This is a genomic window from Amycolatopsis sp. NPDC048633 (assembly GCF_040650695.1).
GTDB lineage: Bacteria > Actinomycetota > Actinomycetes > Mycobacteriales > Pseudonocardiaceae > Amycolatopsis.
In genome coordinates, this window is sequence record NZ_JBEZHS010000032.1 from 91,541 (window position 1) to 107,805 (window position 16,265).

A 16,265-nucleotide genomic window follows, 5' to 3' on the forward strand; every position below is an offset into this window, starting at 1 on the left:
CGCGCGCTGCCCGTGTGGACCCTCTATGTTCACGCTAACTTGGAGTGATTCATGCCTGCTACCGGTGGACGACACCGCCTGTCCCGGCGCACGAAGATCGCGACGGCGGCCCTCGGCCTCGCCCTCGCGGCCGGCGCGCTGGTCATCGCCACGACCGTGGGCGAACCCGGCGCCGCCAACGCCGCCACGGGCGGGCAGATCAGCTGCCCGGACGTCGCCTCGCAGCTCCCCGCGATCCCCGCCCAGGCCCAGGCCGAGGTCCAGCGCAACCTCGACCTGCTGAACACGCAGATCGCCGAAGCCAACAACCGCCTCGTCACCACCGCCGGGCAGGGCGGCCCCAACTTCGTCCAGAACGCGATCCTGGGGCCGCTGGCGGACAAGCGGACGTCGACGATCGACCGGATCGCCATCGCCATCGGCCGCCAGGGCGAGAAGCCGCAGAACCTCGGCGGGCTCGCGACGTGCTCGCTGGGCGGGCAGGCCGACACCGGCGCCGGCACGGTGTCGACCGCACCGGCACCAGGCACCGGCGAGACCGGGAACACCGGGAACACCGGTACCGATGCCGGGCAGATCTCGTGCCCCGACGTGGAAAGCCGGCTCCCGGCGATTCCCGCCCAAGCGCAGGCCGAGGTCCAGCGCAACCTCGACCTGCTGAACACCCAGATCGCCGAAGCGAACAACCGGCTCGTCACCACCGCCGGGCAGGGCGGACCCAACTTCGTGCAGAACGCCATCCTCGGCCCGCTCGAAGACAAGCGCGTCGCGACGATCAACCGCATCGCGACCGCCATCGGCCGCACCGCCGACAAACCGCAGGGCCTCGACGCGCTCGCCCCCTGCGGCCTCTGAGGGTCAGCGGGCCACGAGTGCGCTGATGCGCAGGAAGCCCCGGGTCTTCATCGTGATCCGGACCTCCGTGGTGGTGACCGGCTCGAACGAGAACGTCGTCGGGTCGTTCGAGCCGGTCCCCCACGTGATCTTCAGGCCGCGCACCTGCTCGAAGCCGCGGGCCGTCCGGTAGGCGACCTCCACGGTCTCCGGCCGCACCAACGTCGCGTCGAGGACGAAGTTCGCCATGACCGTGCCGAAGCGCTGCGGCCTCGGCCAGGCCAGGGACACCCAGTCTTCCGGCCGCGGCCGGCTCACCGCGGGCAAGGTCGCGGTCGCCTGCTTGCGGTAGAAGTTCGACCAGCCGGTGGCCGGGTCGCCGTCCAGCATCGCCGCGGGCAGCGTGTCCGGGGCACCCGAATAGCTCGCGTCGGCGGCCAGGACGACCGGCGGCACGGGCCGCTCGACGGCCCGTGCGCCGGGGCCGTTGCGCTGCCCGAGGTTCGTCCCCGGCACCGTGGTCTTCCCCGGCGTCAGGCCCGGCGCGCTCGCCGTGACGGTGATCGGGCCCCGGCCGCCGGTCGCGGCGATGACGGCGACAGCCTGACCGCGGAACGCGGGGATCGTCGGCTGCTGGTAGCTCTGCGCGAGCTCCTGCCGGCCGTTGTCCACGCCGGCGACCCGCCCCGGCCCGCCGACGGTGAACCGCAGCACCGGCTCACCACCGGGCACGACCACGCCACGGGAGTCCACGACCGACGCCGTCACGAACGCCATCGCGCCGTCGCCGCGCGGCTCGGCGGTCAGCTTGACCGCGCGCGGCGGTCCGGCCGTGACGAGCCGGTCGCGGGCCACCTCACGCCCGCCGGAGCGGGCGATCGCGGTGAGCGTCCCGGGTTCGAACGGCACGGTCCACGTCAGGTGCAGCTTGCCGGAGCTGCCGTTCGGGCTGGTGTAGCTGCCCGAGGGATCGTTCTTGTCGTCGCCGGCGGGCTCGGTCGTCTCCAGATACGGCCGTCCGTCCACAGTGGTCTTCCGGTCGAACTTCTTGACGCCGAGCGAACGTCCGTTGAGGACCAGCTCGACGGTGTCCACGGTGGAGTAGACCCACACCGCGACGGGGTCGCCGGGGCGGTGGGTCGTCCAGTCCATCGGCGCCAGGTGGACCATCGGCGCGGTGATCCACTGGCTGCGGAAGAGGTGGAAGGCGTCCTTGGGCAGGCCCGCGCTGTCGACCGCGCCGAAGAACGACGTCTTGACCGGGAAGACGTCGTAGGGCGTCGGCTCACCGAGGTAGTCCTGGCCGGCCCAGAGGAACTGGCCCAGGCAGAACTTCCGGTCGCGGTCCTTCTTCAGCGAGTACTCGCCGCTGAACGTCCATGAGGCCAGGTTGTTGTCGTACGACGACGTCGACCGCTTGCCAGGCGTGTGGTTCTCCCCCGTGTTGAGCAGGTCCGGGTCCTGGTACACCCCGCGCGTCGAGGTCTCCGACGACGACTCGGACTCGAAGAAGAACTTGTCCGGGTACTGCGCGTGCAGCCCGTCGATCGACTGCGCGGTGTTGTAGTTGACGCCGAGGCCGTCGAGCTGCCGCAGGATCAGGTCCTGGGGCGAACCGGCCGCGGGCACGCTGCGGTAACGGTCCGAGCCCATGATCACCGGCCGGGTGCTGTCGATCCCGCGGACCACCGCGATCAGCCCCGCCGCGATCTCCGGGCCGCCGGCCATCGACGCGTCCGGCACCTCGTTGCCGATCGACCAGAGCACGACCGACGGCGAGTTCTTGGCCGCGTGCACCATTTCGGCGATGTCGCGTGCGCTCCACGCGTCGAAGTCGCGGTGGTAGTCGAACTCGACCTTGCCGGTCCGCCAGCAGTCGAACGCCTCGACCATCATCAGGATCCCGAGCCGGTCGCAGGCCGCCACCAGTTCTCGCGCGGGCGGGTTGTGCGCGGTCCGCAGCGCGTTGACGCCCATCGCGAGCATCAGCCGCAGCTGCCGCTCCAGCGCGGCGGGGTCGATCACGGCGCCGAGCGCGCCCTGGCTCGAATGCAGGTTGACCCCGCGCAGCTTCATCGGCACGCCGTTGAGCGAGAACCCGTTCTCCGGGTGGAACTCCGTGTACCGGAAGCCGAAGTCCGTCGTGGTCGTGTCGAGTACGCGCCCGGCGACGACGACGTCGGTGCGGACGCGGTACAGCCGGGGCTTCTCGACGGACCACAGCTGGGGACCGCCGACGCTCTGCGTGGTGACCGCCGTGGTGGTCTGCCCCGCGGGCACCGGCACGGTCGCCGTGCCCTTCGCCACCACCCGGCCCGCCGGATCGGTGACCGTGGTCCGCACCTCGGCCGCCAGCGCTCCGGCGGACTCGTTCACGACGTCCGTCGTCACCCGCACGGTGCCGCGGCCGGCGGCGATGCCGGGCGTGGTGACGAAGGTGCCGTGCCGGGCGACGTGCACCGGCTCGGTGACGACCAGCCGGACCTTCCGGTAGATCCCGCTGCCGGAGTACCAGCGGCTGCTGGGCAGCGGGTTCACCGCCCGCACGGCGAGGACGTTCGGGGTCCGGCCGTCGGTGTGCAGCCGGCCGGTGAGGTCGAAGGCGAAGCCGGTGTAGGCGTACGGGTGGTTGCCGAGCAGCTCACCGTTCACGTGAACATGCGCGTCCGAATAAACCCCGTCGAACTCGACCGAGACCCGTTTGCCGGCGAGCGAGGGCGGCAGGGTGAACGTCTTGCGGTACCAGCCGAGGCCGCCGCGGAAGAAGCCGGACGAGCTGACGGTGCCGGTTCCGGTCGGCGGGAGCTCGATGCTCCAGTCGTGGGGGACGTCGACGACCTGCCAGCCCGAGTCGTCGTACGCCGGGTTCGCGGCCTCGGCGAAGCGGCCGTCCGGGTCGGTGACGCCGTCGGGGTTCGCGAGGGCGAACCGCCAGCCGTCGGTCAGGTCGGTGGTCCGGCCGACGAGTGCGAGGGCCGGCGGCGTTCCGGCGGCGCGGGCGGCGGGCGCGACCGCGGAGGTGACCACGGCGGCACCGAGCCCGCCCAGGACCAGCCGTCTGCTGAAGCCGCTCGGCTCTTCGTTCGACATCGGGAAGTCCCTTCCGGCGGCGGCGACGTGCGGGCGGAAAGCACTATCGCACAAGGGTTTCCCGATCAACAAAAAGTTCGATAATTTCGAACTTCTTGTTGATCAGTCCCGCACGGCGCCGATCACCTTGGCGAGCACCGCGCGCGCCTGCCGGAGGTCGCTCGCGGTGACCCCCGCCGCGGCCAGGGTTTCGCGCCGGCCGGGTTCGCTCGCGGCCCACAAGCGGTCGAGCACGCCCTTACCCTCAGGCGTGCACGCGAACAGCGGCGAGCGCCGGTGCGCGGGGTTCGGCTCCACGCGGAGCTGGCCGGCCTCGACGAGGTCGTCGACGACCCGCTGGACGGCCTGCCGGACCAGGCCGAGCCGCCGCCCGATCGCGGGGACCGTCAGCGGCTCGCCGGAGACGGCGCTGAGCACGTGCCAGCGCGCGACGGTCGTGTCGTGTGCCGCGGCTTCCCGCTCGCTGATCCGGCGGCTCAGCCCGGCCAGCTCGTAGACGTCGGCGATGAGCTCGCGGTAGGCGGTGACCTCGTTCATGGTGGACAGCATACTGCCATAGTGACAGCATGATGTCATGATACCTTTCTTCGCTGACGCGCCCCGGCCCGAGCTCGCCGCCCGGCTGGCCGTGTTCGCACCCCTGCTCGGCAGCTGGTCGCTGGTCGTGGAGAACGTGCGCGACGACGGCGGCGTCGACGTCACCGACGGCGAGTGGCACTTCGCCTGGGCGCTCGACGGCCGGGCCCTGTCGGACGTGTGGATCAGCCCGTCGCGCGCGACGCGGGCAGCCGAAGGACTGGACGGCGAATGGGGCATGAGCCTGCGGTTCTACGACCCGGCGATCGAGGCGTTCCGCTCGACGTGGCTCGGCCCGGGGCGCGGCTGGGTGATCCCGTTCATCGGCTCGCCGACACCGGACGGGTTCCGGCTCGACGCCGAGGGCCGGTCGTGGATCTTCTCCGAACTGACGTCCGGCAGCTTCGAATGGCGGGCCGAGGAGACCGCGCCGGGGTCGCCGGCACCCCGCGTCCGCCAGCGGTTCCACGCCCGGCGCGTGACGGATCCCCAAGCGACCGCTTAGTATGAGCAGCCGACCCCCGAGGAGGCAGCCATGTCCACTGTGGACGGAGTGCGGTACGCGGCGGACGGCCCGGTCGCCACGCTGACGTTCGACAAACCGGACCGCAGCAACGCGATGGACGTGCCGATGCAGGCCCGCTACGGCGGGCTGCTGCGGGAGGCGGACGCGGATCCGTCGGTCCGGGCGGTGGTGGTCACGGGCGCGGGCCGGGCGTTCTGCCCGGGCGCGGACCTGGGGTTGCTGGACGACATCGCGGCCACTCCCCCGGCATCCGGAGGCGGGCACGAGAACTTCCGCGACGTCCTGGCGGCATCGACGGTCGGCGTCCCGGTGGTGGCGGCGATCAACGGCGGCTGCGCGGGCCTGGGATTCGTGATCGCGTGCGCGGCGGACGTCCGGTTCGCCGCGGCGGGCGCGAAGTTCACCACGGCGTTCTCCCGCCGCGGGCTGATCGCGGAGTACGGGATCGCGAAGCTGCTGCCGTCACTGGTGGGCCAGGGCCGGGCGCGGGACCTGCTGCTGTCGGGACGGACGTTCACGGCGGAGCAGGCGCTGGAGTACGGCCTGGTCCAGGAGGTGGTCCCGGCGGAGGAGCTGCCGCTGCGGGCCCACGCGTACGCGACCGAGCTGGCCACCTACAGCGCGCCTCGGTCGATGGCGGTGATGAAGGGCCAGTTCACGCGGGAGTCGTTACTGCCCCTGGAAGACGCGGCGCGCGAGGCGACGGCGTTGATGATCGAGTCGTTCGGCCGTCCCGAGCTGGCCGAGGGGCTGGCCAGCTGGAACGAGCGGCGCGAGCCCAAGTTCCCGCCCTACCCCGCAGGCTGAAAACCCCACGTCACCGGGGCACGACTGTTACATTGCCGACAGATCGTGTCACACGGGGAGGAAACCGGTGGGGTTCGAGGTCGACGTCGAGGGCATCCGCAAGGCGGCCGCCAAGCTCGGCGAGGGGACGGCGCCCGCCCTCGCCGCCGGGGGGTCGCCGAATGTCGGGACCACCGCCCGGGCCGCCGGGTTCGCGGGCGACTACGGCGTCTGGCTCGCCACCCGGCAAGAAGACCTGCAGGCCGCGGAGCAGCAGGTCGCAAGCCTGGTCGAGAGCATCAACGCCGCCGCCAAGGCCTACCACGCCACCGACGCCGGGGCGAGCGACGCGTTCTTGAAGGGCCTCGACACCAGCCTCGGGCGGATCGACCGGTGACCGGCGTCTTCGACCGGATCCACGATCTCGCCGGCCAGGTCGAAACCGGCAGCACCACCGACTTGGACGACCGAGCCCGCGCCTGCCGGACCACGAAGGAAGCCGTCAAGGACGCCAAGGCGCTGATCGAGAGCGTCCGTGTCGAACTGGGTGAAGGCTGGCAGGGCGGCGCCGGCGAAGCCGCGCTGAACTCGCTCGACGCCTTCAAGAAGAACCGCGACGAGCAGGCCGACGACCTCGAGGAGTCGGCGAGGTCGTTCGAGGTGATCCGCGACGCGCTGGCGAAGGCCCAGTCGGAAGCCCGGGACAAGCGCGAGCGCGCCGACGCCCTCCGGACCAAGCTCGACAAGATCTGGCACGACCTCGGGCACGGCAAGGGCAACCTCGTCTTCGCCTGGGCGCAGGACAAGGTCATCAAGGCCGAAGCCCTGGTCCTGCTGGCCGACCTGCAGCTGGCCGTCACCACCTACGACGCCGTCCTGCTCGCCGAGGGCCTGAAGCTGCGCAACAAGACCGGGCAGATCTGGGAGCTGGCGGGCTCCGAGAAGCGCAACCCCGCCGAGATCGCCGCGATCCTGCTCCGCGAGCTGCCCGCCCTGGCCGCGCTGGTGGCGAAGAACCCGGAACTGCGGCTCGCCCTGCTCGCGGGCGACTGGGACAAGATCATGCAGGACCCCGACGTGGCCCAGGTGATCTACGACTACTTCGGCTTCAAGTACGACGAGAACGGCGACTTCTACACCACCGGCGAGCACTCCGTGCAGAGCTACCTCGGCTGGCACGACATCTACGACAAGCTGGAACCCGTCATCGGCGCGAAGCTCGACCACACCAGCGACGGCGGCGACAACATGGAGTTCACCGACCCGAAGACCGGCAAGCAGTACCGGCTGGAGCTGTGGAAGGGCAGCTACGGCTTCGGCGGGGCGTACGGCGGCGAAGTCGGGTTCTACACCCGCGAACCCGGGGACGACCACCCCGACGGCTACTACTCCGCCGCCCAGGGCGACGACCAGATCAAGGTGACCCAGCAGATCTACGACAAGACGACCGGCGAGGTCTACTTCACCAACGACGGCCAGGGCGCCGACGGCACCGACAAACGGCACTTCTGGAACCTGGCGATCCGCACCGACCCGAGCGTGAACCCCGACGCACTCGGCCAGCGCGCCACGCTCGAGGTGCGCGACACGGACATGCGCGACCGGCTGTACGACGAGATGACCCGGTACGCCGCGGCGCACCCCGAGCAGCACCTCACCGTCCACAAGGGAACCGACGACCCGCCCACGCTGAGCTACGACTGGCAGCGGTGACGGCCGCGGCTCAGTAGCCGGTCAGCGGCTTGAACTCCCACGCCCCGTCGTCGTCCCGGTCGTCCCCGCGAACGGGGGCCGGGCGGTCGGTGAGGCCCTCGAACACCCCGGCGACGTCGATCAGGGCGGCGACCTCGTCGGCGGTGTGCTGACCGTGCCGGGCTTCGATGTCTTCCAGCCCTTCGCGCAGGGCCGTGGTCGCGGCGCTTCTGGCCTGGCCCTGCAGGGTGCGGGCCAGCTCCGCCGGGGTCGAGTCGGTCATGCGCTCAGCCTAGAGGCCCGGGTCTGCCGCGGCTGGTCAGCCGTGGGTCCACTTCTGGGCCGCGCTCTGGTTGCAGTCGTAGATCTGCAGCTGCGTCCCGTCCGTCGTCGTGCTGCCCGGGTCGTCCAGGCACCGGCCCGACTGCGGGTTCACCAGCGAGCCGCCCGTCCCCGCCTGCCACTTCTGGGCGCCGCTCGAGTTGCACTGCCACAGCTGGACCTTCGTGCCGTTCGCCGTGCCGCTGTTGCTCACGTCCAGGCAGCCGCCCTGGGCCTGCAAAGACCCGTCGGAAGCCGCGAACCACTTCTGCGCCCCGGAGCTGTTGCACGTGTACAGCTGCACGTGCGTCCCGTTCGCGGTACCGCTGGTGGCCACGTCCGCGCACTTGCCCGCGACGCCCGACGTCAGCGGGCCCAGGTGCGGCAACGTCCCGTCGTAGGACGGCGGCGGGTTCGACGCCGCCCAGGACGTGTTCGCCGACGTCCCCAAGGCGAAACCGAGCGTCCCGCCCGACGTGAGAGCCGACGTCGGCGCATACGCGTTGTTCCACGCCGCGCCGTTCCAGGAAGCGCTTTGGACGTACGGAGCGTTGTCCGCCGCCACCGGGGCGTTCACCGTCAAAGTGGTGCCGCTCGGGAGCGTCACCACCGCCTGCGTGAACAGCGGGCTGCCCAGCGCCAGGTCCGCCGTCCCCGGCGTCATCGGGTAGAAGCCCAGCGCCGAGAACACGTACCACGCGCTCATCGCGCCGAGGTCGTCGTTGCCCGCCAGCCCGCCCGGCGCGTCGGTCCAGATCTGGTCCTGCACCTGCCGGACGACCTTCTGCGTCTTGTACGGCTGCCCGACGTAGTCGTACTCCCACGGCAGCTCCAGGCTCGGCTCGTTGCCGAGGTCGGCCTGCGTCCCGCCGCTGCCGTGGAACCCGGCCAGCACGCTGTCGAGGTAGCTGACCAGCGATGCGTTGCCGCCGCGCGCCGCGGCGAGGCCCGCCACGTTGAACGGCACCATGCCGGTGTACTGCCACGACGTGCCTTCGACGAAGTTCGACCCGCTCGCCGGGTTGAAGCCGGCGGTCCAGCCGCCGCCCGCGTCCTTGGGCTGCATGAACCCGGTGGCCGGGTTGAAGGTGTTCTTCCAGTTCTGCGCGCGGCCGGCGTAGAACGCCTGGTTCGCGGTGTCCCCCAGCGCCCCGGCGAACGCCGAGAGCGCGAAGTCCGCCGTGTCGTACTCGAGCTGCGTCGAGACCGGGCCGTAGAAGTTGCAGCACTGGTAGGTGCCGTTCGCCGGGAGGTACCCCGGCGCGTTGGTCGCGTTGAGCCCCGGCCGGACGTTGTTCAGCGTGCTCGCTTCCTTCAGCATCGCCTGCAGCGCCGCCGAGGTGTCGAAGTTCCGGGCCCCGAAGGCGTAGTAGCTCGCGAGGATCGCGGTGCCGGGATCGCCGACCATCACGTACGTCTCGCCGTTATTCTGCGACCACTTGGGCAGCCCGCCGCCCTGGGCGTAGTCGGCGAGCATCGACTGCGCCATGTCGCTCGTCTGCGCCGGCGCCAGCAACGCGGTCAGTTGCGCCTGTGTGCGGTAGATGTCCCAGCCGGAGAAGTTGGCGTAGTGCGCCGAGTGTCCACTCGCGACGGTGTGCACCTGGTTGTCGAAGCCGATGTACTGGCCGTTGCGGTCGGAGAAGACGTTGGGGTGCAACAGCGAGTGGTACAGCGCGGTGTAGAAGACGCGTTGCTGCGCCGCGGTGCCGCCGGCGACCTGGATCCGGCCGAGCAGGGAGTTCCAGCTGTCGTGCGCGGCCTGCTTGGTCGCGGCGAAGTCGAACGCCGGGATGTCGGCCGCGCGGTTCGCGACCGCGTTGGCCACCGAGACGTAGGAGATGCCGACCTTGGCCTGGACTGTGGGGTTGCTGGTGGTGTCGAACCGGACGTACGCGCTGCCCGGCCCGGCCGCCGGAGCCGCCGCGGTGGCCGCCGTTCCGTGCAGCTTCCCGGGTGCGGCCTTCGGGGTCACCGCGGCGGCCGCGGCCGTGCCGCTGGAGCTGAACGCGCGGTCGAAGACGACGTCGAAGTAGAGCGTGTAGGTGAACCCGGCGCCGCAGAAGTGCCCGGACGTGACCGAACCGGACACTTCGGTCGGGCTGACCACCGTCCACGTCTGGTTCGACGTGCCGTTCTGGCTGCCGTTGAGCTTGAACTGCAGGTTCGCCTGGGCCGTCGACGGGAACGTGAACCGGCCGATCCCCGACCGCAGCGCGGTGGTCAGCTCGGTCGTCACGCCGTTGCCGAGGCCCACCGAATAGGCCCCCGGACTCGCGGTTTCGTTGCTGTGGCTGAAGGACACGCTCGCGCCGGTGTTCACCGCGCCGACCGTCGGCAGGATCGGGACGTCGCCGTCCGCGCCGCAGCCCGGGCCGGACAGGTGCGTCAGGCTGAAGCCGGTGATGGACGAGTCCTTGTACTCGTACCCGCCGCCGTCGGGCCGGCTGGGCGTGTCGGGGCTCCACTGGACCATCCCGAACGGGACGTCCGCGCCGGGGAAGTCGTCGGCGGCGTTGGAGGTGCCGATGAAGGGGTTCACCAGCGACGCCGGATCGGTGACCAGGGGCGCCGCCGAAGCGGGTACCGGGATCAGGCCGGCGACGGCCAGGATGGTGACGGCGGACAGCCGCATGAGGGAACGCAAGACCATGTCACTTGTCCTTCGCCTTTGAGCACAAGTAGTTCAGCCGCTGCGTTCCGGAACGGTCCTCGCGGGCTGACACCGTTGTCAACGGTCCGTGGTGATCCTGTCGCTTTCCGGACACGACCGGGTGAAGCCGATGACTTTTCCGGCCGCCGCCGTCAGTACTGAAGTCCGCCAAACCGCCCCAAGGAGACACCCATGGCGAAACTGCTCTACGGCTTCAGCTGCTCGGTCGACGGCTTCATCGCCGGCCCCGGCGGCGACATGTCGTGGCTGACCCCGTACCTCGGGCCCGACCCGCTGGTCGACGAGCTGATCCCCGAGATCGGCGCGCTGCTCGTCGGCCGCCGGACGTTCGGCGGCGACGACCCGCACCGCGGCGACCCCGAGCGGGAGGGCAAGGCCTTCGGCGGCGGCTGGGAGGGACCGCAGTTCGTGCTCACCCACCGCCCGGCAGCCCCCGCGCCCGGCGTCACGTTCGTCGACAACCTTGTCGGCGCGGTCGCCGCGGCGAAGGAAGCGGCGGGCGGCAAGTACGTCAACGTCCTCGGCGCGGACATCGCCCGGCAGTGCCTCCAAGCCGGCCTGCTCGACGAGATCCTGGCGATGCCCGTCCCGGTCCTGCTCGGCGACGGCGTGCGGATGTTCGACCACCCCGGCGGCAAGCCCGTCGGACTGGAACCGCTGCGGCCGAACTGGTACCGCGTGCGCTAAGGCCGCATGCCGAAGGACGGGCGGCCCACCAGCTTCGGCAGCACGGCGTAAGCGTCCGGCACCCAGTCGCACAGCCGCGCGCGGGTCTCGCGCGGGTCGATGACGTCGTCGACCGAGAAGCGCTCCGCCGTGCGGAACGGCGAGCGCACGGCGTCCAGGCGGGCGCGGATCTCCTCGATCCGCGCCTCCCGGTCGTCGGCGGCGTCGAGTTCCGCGCGGTAGGCCGCTTCGATGCCGCCCTCGACCGGCAGCGAACCCCAGTCGCCGGACGGCCACGCCCAGCGGCGGACCAGCCGGTGCCGGTTGACCTGGCCCGCGCCGCCGACGCCGAACACGCGCCGGACGATCACCTCGGCCATCGGGACGCGCGCCTGGTAGACCGCGGTCACCGCGCGGGCGCCCTGCCGGATCGCGCCCGCGCGCTCGGCGGCCGCGCCGATCACCATGCCCGCCTGGTCGGTCAGGGACACCAGCGGCAGGTGGAACGTCTCGCAGAGGTCGACGAGCCGGGTCATGACGTCGGCGCCCTCCGGCGTCAACGTCGCGCCGCGGTAGGGATCGGTGGCCAGCACGCCGACCGGGTGCCCGTTCAGCCGCGCGAGTCCCGCGTAGGCCGAGCCGCCCGACACGGCGTAGTCGAACACCGAGCCTTCGTCGAAGACGCCGTCGAGCAGGGGCCGCAGCCGGTACGGGTGCCGCCGGTTGCGGGGCACCAGCGACAGCAGCGCCTCGTCCCGCCGGTCCACCGGGTCCGAGGTGGACCCGACCGGCGGCAATGCGTCCACAGAGGACGGCAGGTAGGACAGGAACTGTTTCAGCACCGCGAACGCCTCGGCCTCCGAGGCCACGATCCGGTCGACCGCGCCGCTGCGCCGGTGGACGTCGGCGCCGCCCAGCTCCTCCTTGGTGAGGTCCTCCCCCGTCGCGTGCTTGACGACCGGCGGCCCGGCGACGAACAGCTGCCCGGCGCCCTCGACCAGGACGTTCAGGTGCGCCATCACCGCCCGCGCGGCGCCGAGCCCGGCGACCGGGCCCAGGCAGAGCGCGACCACCGGCACCGTCGAGAGGTTGTCCACCACGAGGTCCCAGCCCGGGTTGACCGGGACGTAGGTGAAGCCGTGCTGCTCCAGCATCTTGACGCTGCCGCCGCCCCCGGTGCCCTCGATCAGCCGCACCATCGGCAGCCGGAGCTCGTTCGCGAGCCGCTCGGCGTAGACCTGCTTCTCCATGATCGCGGCGTCGGCGGCCCCACCGCGGACGGTGAAGTCGTCGCCGCCGATCGCCACGCGCCGGCCGTCGAGCTTCGCGGTGCCGATGACGAAGTTGGCCGGGGTGAACGACGCCAGCTCGCCGTCCACATAGGACGCGGTGCCGGCGAGTGCGCCGATCTCGTCGAAGCTGCCGGGGTCGACGAGGGCGGCGATCCGCTCGCGGACCGTCGAGCGCCCGGCCGCGTGCTGGCGGGCCACCTTCTCCGGCCCGCCCATGCGCTCGGCCAGCTCGCGCCGCCGCGCGATCTCGTCGACCTCCGGCTGCCAGTTCATTCCGCCTCGAGGGCCGCTTCGACCTTGCGCTGCAGCTTGTTCATCCCGCCGAGCCAGCGGTCGGGCTGGGTCGCGCGGGCCGCGTAGTAGTCCGCGACCTCGGGGTGCGGCAGCACCAGGAACCGCTTCTCGTCGATGGCCGCGAACAGTGCGTCCGCCACCTGCTCGGGCTCGATCGCGGACGCGCCCATCAGCAGCCGGCCGGCGGTGCCGGTGCTCTCCAGCATCGCGGTGCGCACGCCCTGCGGGCAGATCGCCTGCACGGTGATGCCGCGGTGCCGGTAGGTCGCCGACAGGTATTCGGCGAACGCCAGCGCGCCGTGCTTGGTCACCGAGTACGGCGCCGAGCCGAGGCTGGTGAGCAACCCGGCGGCCGACACCGTCGCGATGAAGTGCCCCTGGCCGCGCTCGAGCCACGCGGGCAGCAGCAGGGTGGCCGCGCGGACGTGCGCCATCACGTTGACGTCCCACGTGCGCGCCCAGACCTCCTCGGGGCTTTCCGGGCCGCCGAAGGGCGCGATGCCCGCGTTGGCGCAGAAGATGTCGATCTCGCCGAGGGTCTCGCGCGCGCTCTCGACCAGCTTCGCGACGCCGTCGACGCTCGCGACGTCCCCGACGAACGCCGTCCCGCCGACCTCTTTCGCGATCTCGCCGGCCTTGTCGCCGTCGAGGTCGGCGACGACCACCTGCGCACCGCCCGCGGCGAAGCGGCGGGCCAGCGCGGCACCGATGCCCCCGCCGCCCCCGGTGACGACGACGCCGGTCACAGGCCACCGCCCAGGGTCACGCCGCCGTCGAGCACCATCGTCTGGCCGGTGATCCAGCTCGCGTCGTCGGACAGCAGGAACGCGACGGCGCCGGCGATGTCGGCCGGCACGCCGAGGCGCTTCATCGGGTAGGCCGCCGACACCTCCTCTTCGCGGCCTTCGTAGAGCGCGGTGGCGAACTTGGTCTTGACGACGGCGGGGGCGACGGCGTTGACGCGGATCTTCGGGCCCAGCTCGGCGCCGAGCTCGACGGTCAGCCGGATCAGCGCGGCCTTGCTGACGCCGTACATGCCGATGCCGGGCGACGCGCCCAGGCCGGCGACGGAGGCGACGTTGACGACGGCACCGCCGTGCTCCCCCATCCACGCGTCGCGGGCGCGCTTGGTCCAGCCGAGCGGCGCGAGGACGTTGACGCCGAGGATCTTCGCGGCTGCGGCGGGATCGATGTCGAGGGTGGGCCCGTAGACGGGGTTGATGCCGGTGTTGTTGACCAGGTAGTCGAGCCGGCCGAAGGTCTCGATCGTCTTCGCGACCGCCTCGTCCTGGTGGTCGGTGTCGTCGGCCTTGCCCGGCACGAACATGGCGACGTCGGGCCCGCCGAGCTCGTTGACCGCCTCTTCGAGGGCCTCGGGCTTGCGCGCGGTGATGCACACCTTGGCCCCGCGCTCGACGAGCGTCTTCGCGATCCCGAGGCCGATGCCCCGGCTCGCCCCGGTGACGATCGCGACGCGATCCTTGAACGAGTTCACGGCAGTGTGTCTCCTTCGCGGTGTGGTACCCGGCACATGCTAAGCGGTCGGTCAGGTGCTCATTATGCGCGATGCGCCCCTCCACTCAAGCCGACGCCCCTCACACCCGCAAAGCCCGTGGCGGAGCCGCCATCGCCGAGGAAGAGCCCTTTGTTAGCGTGATCCATACCACAACGGCGGCCGGTGAGTTTCCCCCGCCGCCGCCCCCATACTTGCTCCGGCGTCGCGGATCCGGGAGGGATCACCGCGGCCGAATCCTTGGGGGACCCGTGATCCACAGATCGTCGAACCATGCCCGGAAAGCCGTCACGGCGGTCGCCGTGGGGGTCGCGATGACCGTCGCGGCCGGACCCGCCGCCGCGGTCGCCGGGGGCACCGAAACCACCTCCGCGAGCCGGCCGTACCTGGCCGCGGTCCAGGTGGGCGGCACCGGGGCCGGCGGCCACGCCTGCTCCGGCGCGCTGGTGGCCCCGCAGTGGGTCCTCACGGCCGCGAGCTGCTTCGGCGCCACGGCCGCGGGCGACTACCGGATCCCCGCGACCACCCCGGCGGCCGAAGTGACCGTGCTCGGGAAGTTCCCGGTGGCCGTCACCCGCGTCGTCGCTCCCGGTGGGCGGGACGTCGCGCTCGTCAAGCTGGCGTACAAGATCACCAGCGTCCTGCCGCCGTCGCTGAGCGAGAGCCCGGCGGACGTGGGCGCGACCACGAGCGCGGCGGGCTTCGGCCGCACCGACGACCAGTGGGTCCCGGCGCTGCCGCACTCCGCCGGCTTCACCGTGACCGGCAGCACCGCGACGACCCTGGCCATGACCGGAACCGCGGACACCTGCAAGGGCGACGCCGGCGGTCCGGTGCTCACCGCGACCGGGGCGCTGACCGGGGTGAACAGCACCTCCTGGCAGCACGGCTGCTTCGGCGAGACCACCACGCGGCAGGGGTCCACCGCGACCCGGACCGACGACCTCGCCGGCTGGATCCGCTACCAGGTCGACCCGTTCAACTCGTGGTACTTCCTGCCGGGCGCCGGCTCCGTCGTCCACCAGGGCACGGGCAACGCGGTGCGGGCGGCGGGCGCGACCGGGCACTCCGGGTCGCTCACCGGGAAGGCCGCCAGCGACCTGATCACCCGGCGCTCCCGGGACGGCATGCTCTTCGGCTACGAGAACCGGCTCAGCACCGTCGTGGACAAGGACACCTACAAGCCCGGTGTCACCATCGGTACCGGCTGGAACGTCTACAACCTGCTGCAGCAGGCGGACCTCAACGGCGACGGCATCGCCGACGTGCTCGCCCGCGACGCCGACGGCGCGCTCTGGGGCTACCTCGGCACGGGCAAGATCGACGGGCCGGTCAACACCCTGAACGGGCGCGTCCTGATCGGGCAGTCCGGCTGGAACGCCTACCGCACCGTCTTCGCCGCCGACACGACCGGGGACGGCAAAGCCGAGGTGTTCGGCGTCTCGGCCGCCAGTGACCCGTCCCAGCTCGACCTGTGGGGTTACGTCAACAACGGGTTCAACGGGCTCGCCACGCTGGCCGGGCGGACCAAGGTCGCCACCGGCGAGAAGGAGATCGTCCCCAGCGGGTTCGCCGACTTCACCGGCGACGGCAAGGCCGACCTGTTCCTGGTCACCGACTACGCCGGCGGGCCGAACGACCTCGGGGTGCTCGACCAGTTCGCGAACGGCACCGACCCCGACGGGACGCCCCGCCAGCCGATCACCTACCGGGTGGGCTCCGGCTGGACCGCCACGCAGCTGATCACCCTCGGCGACCTCAACGGCGACCACCACCCGGACATCATCGGCACGACCCCGGCCGGCGCGCTGAACGCCTACGTGCACACCGGCACATTCGTCCGCGCACCGGGCGCGGGGGCGCAGACGTTCTCTTCGCCCATCGTGATCGGCCTGTCGGCCTGGGACCCCGGGCGACCCTTTGACGGCTTCTTCGTGGCCACCCTGCGTGCTGTCCGGCGAGGAAGATGATCTTCGTCACGGGTGGCCGGGGCGGACTTTA

14 protein-coding genes are annotated in these 16,265 nt (G+C 71.6%); 7 read left to right on the forward strand and 7 right to left on the reverse strand.

Annotated features, from left to right (window positions below; translation table 11 throughout):
• The first annotated feature begins 51 nt into the window (after positions 1-51).
• Entirely contained in the window at positions 52-855 is an 804-nt protein-coding gene (locus AB0C38_RS38730) for a hypothetical protein (protein ID WP_360682800.1), read from the forward strand.
• Between the two features lie 3 nt (positions 856-858).
• Here the strand turns inward: AB0C38_RS38730 and AB0C38_RS38735 are convergent, their stop codons facing one another.
• Positions 859-3,924, reverse strand: a complete 3,066-nt coding sequence (locus AB0C38_RS38735; RefSeq protein ID WP_360682802.1) for a glycoside hydrolase family 2 TIM barrel-domain containing protein — start codon at positions 3,922-3,924, stop codon at positions 859-861.
• Between the two features lie 102 nt (positions 3,925-4,026).
• Complete coding sequence (locus tag AB0C38_RS38740; RefSeq protein WP_360682804.1) at positions 4,027-4,461, reverse strand: MarR family transcriptional regulator; 435 nt, start codon at positions 4,459-4,461, stop codon at positions 4,027-4,029.
• A 37-nt stretch (positions 4,462-4,498) separates the two neighbouring features.
• Between AB0C38_RS38740 and AB0C38_RS38745 the strand changes: the two genes are divergently transcribed.
• The 4 genes from AB0C38_RS38745 to AB0C38_RS38760 all read left to right on the forward strand — a co-directional run bounded on the left by AB0C38_RS38745 (position 4,499) and on the right by AB0C38_RS38760 (position 7,525).
• Positions 4,499-5,005 (forward strand): hypothetical protein, encoded by a 507-nt coding sequence (locus tag AB0C38_RS38745; protein ID WP_360682806.1) that lies wholly within the window; start codon positions 4,499-4,501, stop codon positions 5,003-5,005.
• 30 nt (positions 5,006-5,035) lie between these two features.
• Complete coding sequence (locus AB0C38_RS38750; RefSeq protein ID WP_360682808.1) at positions 5,036-5,833, forward strand: enoyl-CoA hydratase-related protein; 798 nt, start codon at positions 5,036-5,038, stop codon at positions 5,831-5,833.
• Positions 5,834-5,900: 67 nt separating this feature from the next.
• Positions 5,901-6,209: a hypothetical protein gene (locus AB0C38_RS38755; protein ID WP_360682810.1), complete on the forward strand. Its 309-nt coding sequence runs from the start codon at positions 5,901-5,903 to the stop codon at positions 6,207-6,209.
• Entirely contained in the window at positions 6,206-7,525 is a 1,320-nt protein-coding gene (locus AB0C38_RS38760) for a DUF4474 domain-containing protein (protein WP_360682812.1), read from the forward strand. The genes AB0C38_RS38755 and AB0C38_RS38760 overlap by 4 nt, the downstream gene beginning before the upstream one ends.
• A gap of 10 nt (positions 7,526-7,535) precedes the next feature.
• On the opposite strand, the gene AB0C38_RS38765 is transcribed toward AB0C38_RS38760, so the two are convergent.
• Both AB0C38_RS38765 and AB0C38_RS38770 read right to left on the reverse strand, forming a co-directional pair.
• A complete protein-coding gene (locus AB0C38_RS38765) occupies positions 7,536-7,787 on the reverse strand; it encodes a hypothetical protein (protein WP_360682814.1) in 252 nt (83 codons plus the stop codon).
• 36 nt (positions 7,788-7,823) lie between these two features.
• Positions 7,824-10,478, reverse strand: a complete 2,655-nt coding sequence (locus tag AB0C38_RS38770; RefSeq protein ID WP_360682816.1) for a lectin — start codon at positions 10,476-10,478, stop codon at positions 7,824-7,826.
• A gap of 192 nt (positions 10,479-10,670) precedes the next feature.
• Here AB0C38_RS38770 and AB0C38_RS38775 point away from each other — a divergent pair, with 192 nt between their 5' ends.
• Positions 10,671-11,186, forward strand: a complete 516-nt coding sequence (locus AB0C38_RS38775; RefSeq protein WP_360682818.1) for a dihydrofolate reductase family protein — start codon at positions 10,671-10,673, stop codon at positions 11,184-11,186.
• Here AB0C38_RS38775 and AB0C38_RS38780 read toward each other — a convergent pair.
• From AB0C38_RS38780 to AB0C38_RS38790, 3 genes are read right to left on the reverse strand one after another with little or no spacing between them, the layout of a single operon-like run.
• Positions 11,183-12,730, reverse strand: coding sequence for a carboxyl transferase domain-containing protein (locus AB0C38_RS38780; RefSeq protein WP_360682820.1), 1,548 nt, complete (start codon positions 12,728-12,730; stop codon positions 11,183-11,185). The two genes, AB0C38_RS38775 and AB0C38_RS38780, sit on opposite strands and share 4 nt — an antisense overlap.
• Entirely contained in the window at positions 12,727-13,497 is a 771-nt protein-coding gene (locus AB0C38_RS38785; RefSeq protein WP_360682822.1) for an SDR family oxidoreductase, read from the reverse strand. Before AB0C38_RS38785 ends, AB0C38_RS38780 begins: the two co-directional genes overlap by 4 nt.
• Positions 13,494-14,246: an SDR family oxidoreductase gene (locus tag AB0C38_RS38790; protein ID WP_360682824.1), complete on the reverse strand. Its 753-nt coding sequence runs from the start codon at positions 14,244-14,246 to the stop codon at positions 13,494-13,496. Before AB0C38_RS38790 ends, AB0C38_RS38785 begins: the two co-directional genes overlap by 4 nt.
• Before the next feature lie 269 nt (positions 14,247-14,515).
• On the opposite strand from AB0C38_RS38790, the gene AB0C38_RS38795 reads away from it, so the two are divergent.
• Entirely contained in the window at positions 14,516-16,234 is a 1,719-nt protein-coding gene (locus AB0C38_RS38795) for a trypsin-like serine protease (protein ID WP_360682826.1), read from the forward strand.
• Positions 16,235-16,265: the final 31 nt, after the last annotated feature.

What these genes read in the sequence shown, in the direction of transcription:
- AB0C38_RS38730 (WP_360682800.1), top strand. Translation starts at nt 52, where the DNA reads ATGCCTGCTACCGGTGGACGACACCGCCTGTCCCGGCGCACGAAGATC.
- AB0C38_RS38735 (WP_360682802.1), bottom strand. Translation starts at nt 3,924, where the DNA reads ATGTCGAACGAAGAGCCGAGCGGCTTCAGCAGACGGCTGGTCCTGGGC.
- AB0C38_RS38740 (WP_360682804.1), bottom strand. Translation starts at nt 4,461, where the DNA reads ATGAACGAGGTCACCGCCTACCGCGAGCTCATCGCCGACGTCTACGAG.
- AB0C38_RS38745 (WP_360682806.1), top strand. Translation starts at nt 4,499, where the DNA reads ATGATACCTTTCTTCGCTGACGCGCCCCGGCCCGAGCTCGCCGCCCGG.
- AB0C38_RS38750 (WP_360682808.1), top strand. Translation starts at nt 5,036, where the DNA reads ATGTCCACTGTGGACGGAGTGCGGTACGCGGCGGACGGCCCGGTCGCC.
- AB0C38_RS38765 (WP_360682814.1), bottom strand. Translation starts at nt 7,787, where the DNA reads ATGACCGACTCGACCCCGGCGGAGCTGGCCCGCACCCTGCAGGGCCAG.
- AB0C38_RS38770 (WP_360682816.1), bottom strand. Translation starts at nt 10,478, where the DNA reads ATGGTCTTGCGTTCCCTCATGCGGCTGTCCGCCGTCACCATCCTGGCC.
- AB0C38_RS38775 (WP_360682818.1), top strand. Translation starts at nt 10,671, where the DNA reads ATGGCGAAACTGCTCTACGGCTTCAGCTGCTCGGTCGACGGCTTCATC.
- AB0C38_RS38780 (WP_360682820.1), bottom strand. Translation starts at nt 12,730, where the DNA reads ATGAACTGGCAGCCGGAGGTCGACGAGATCGCGCGGCGGCGCGAGCTG.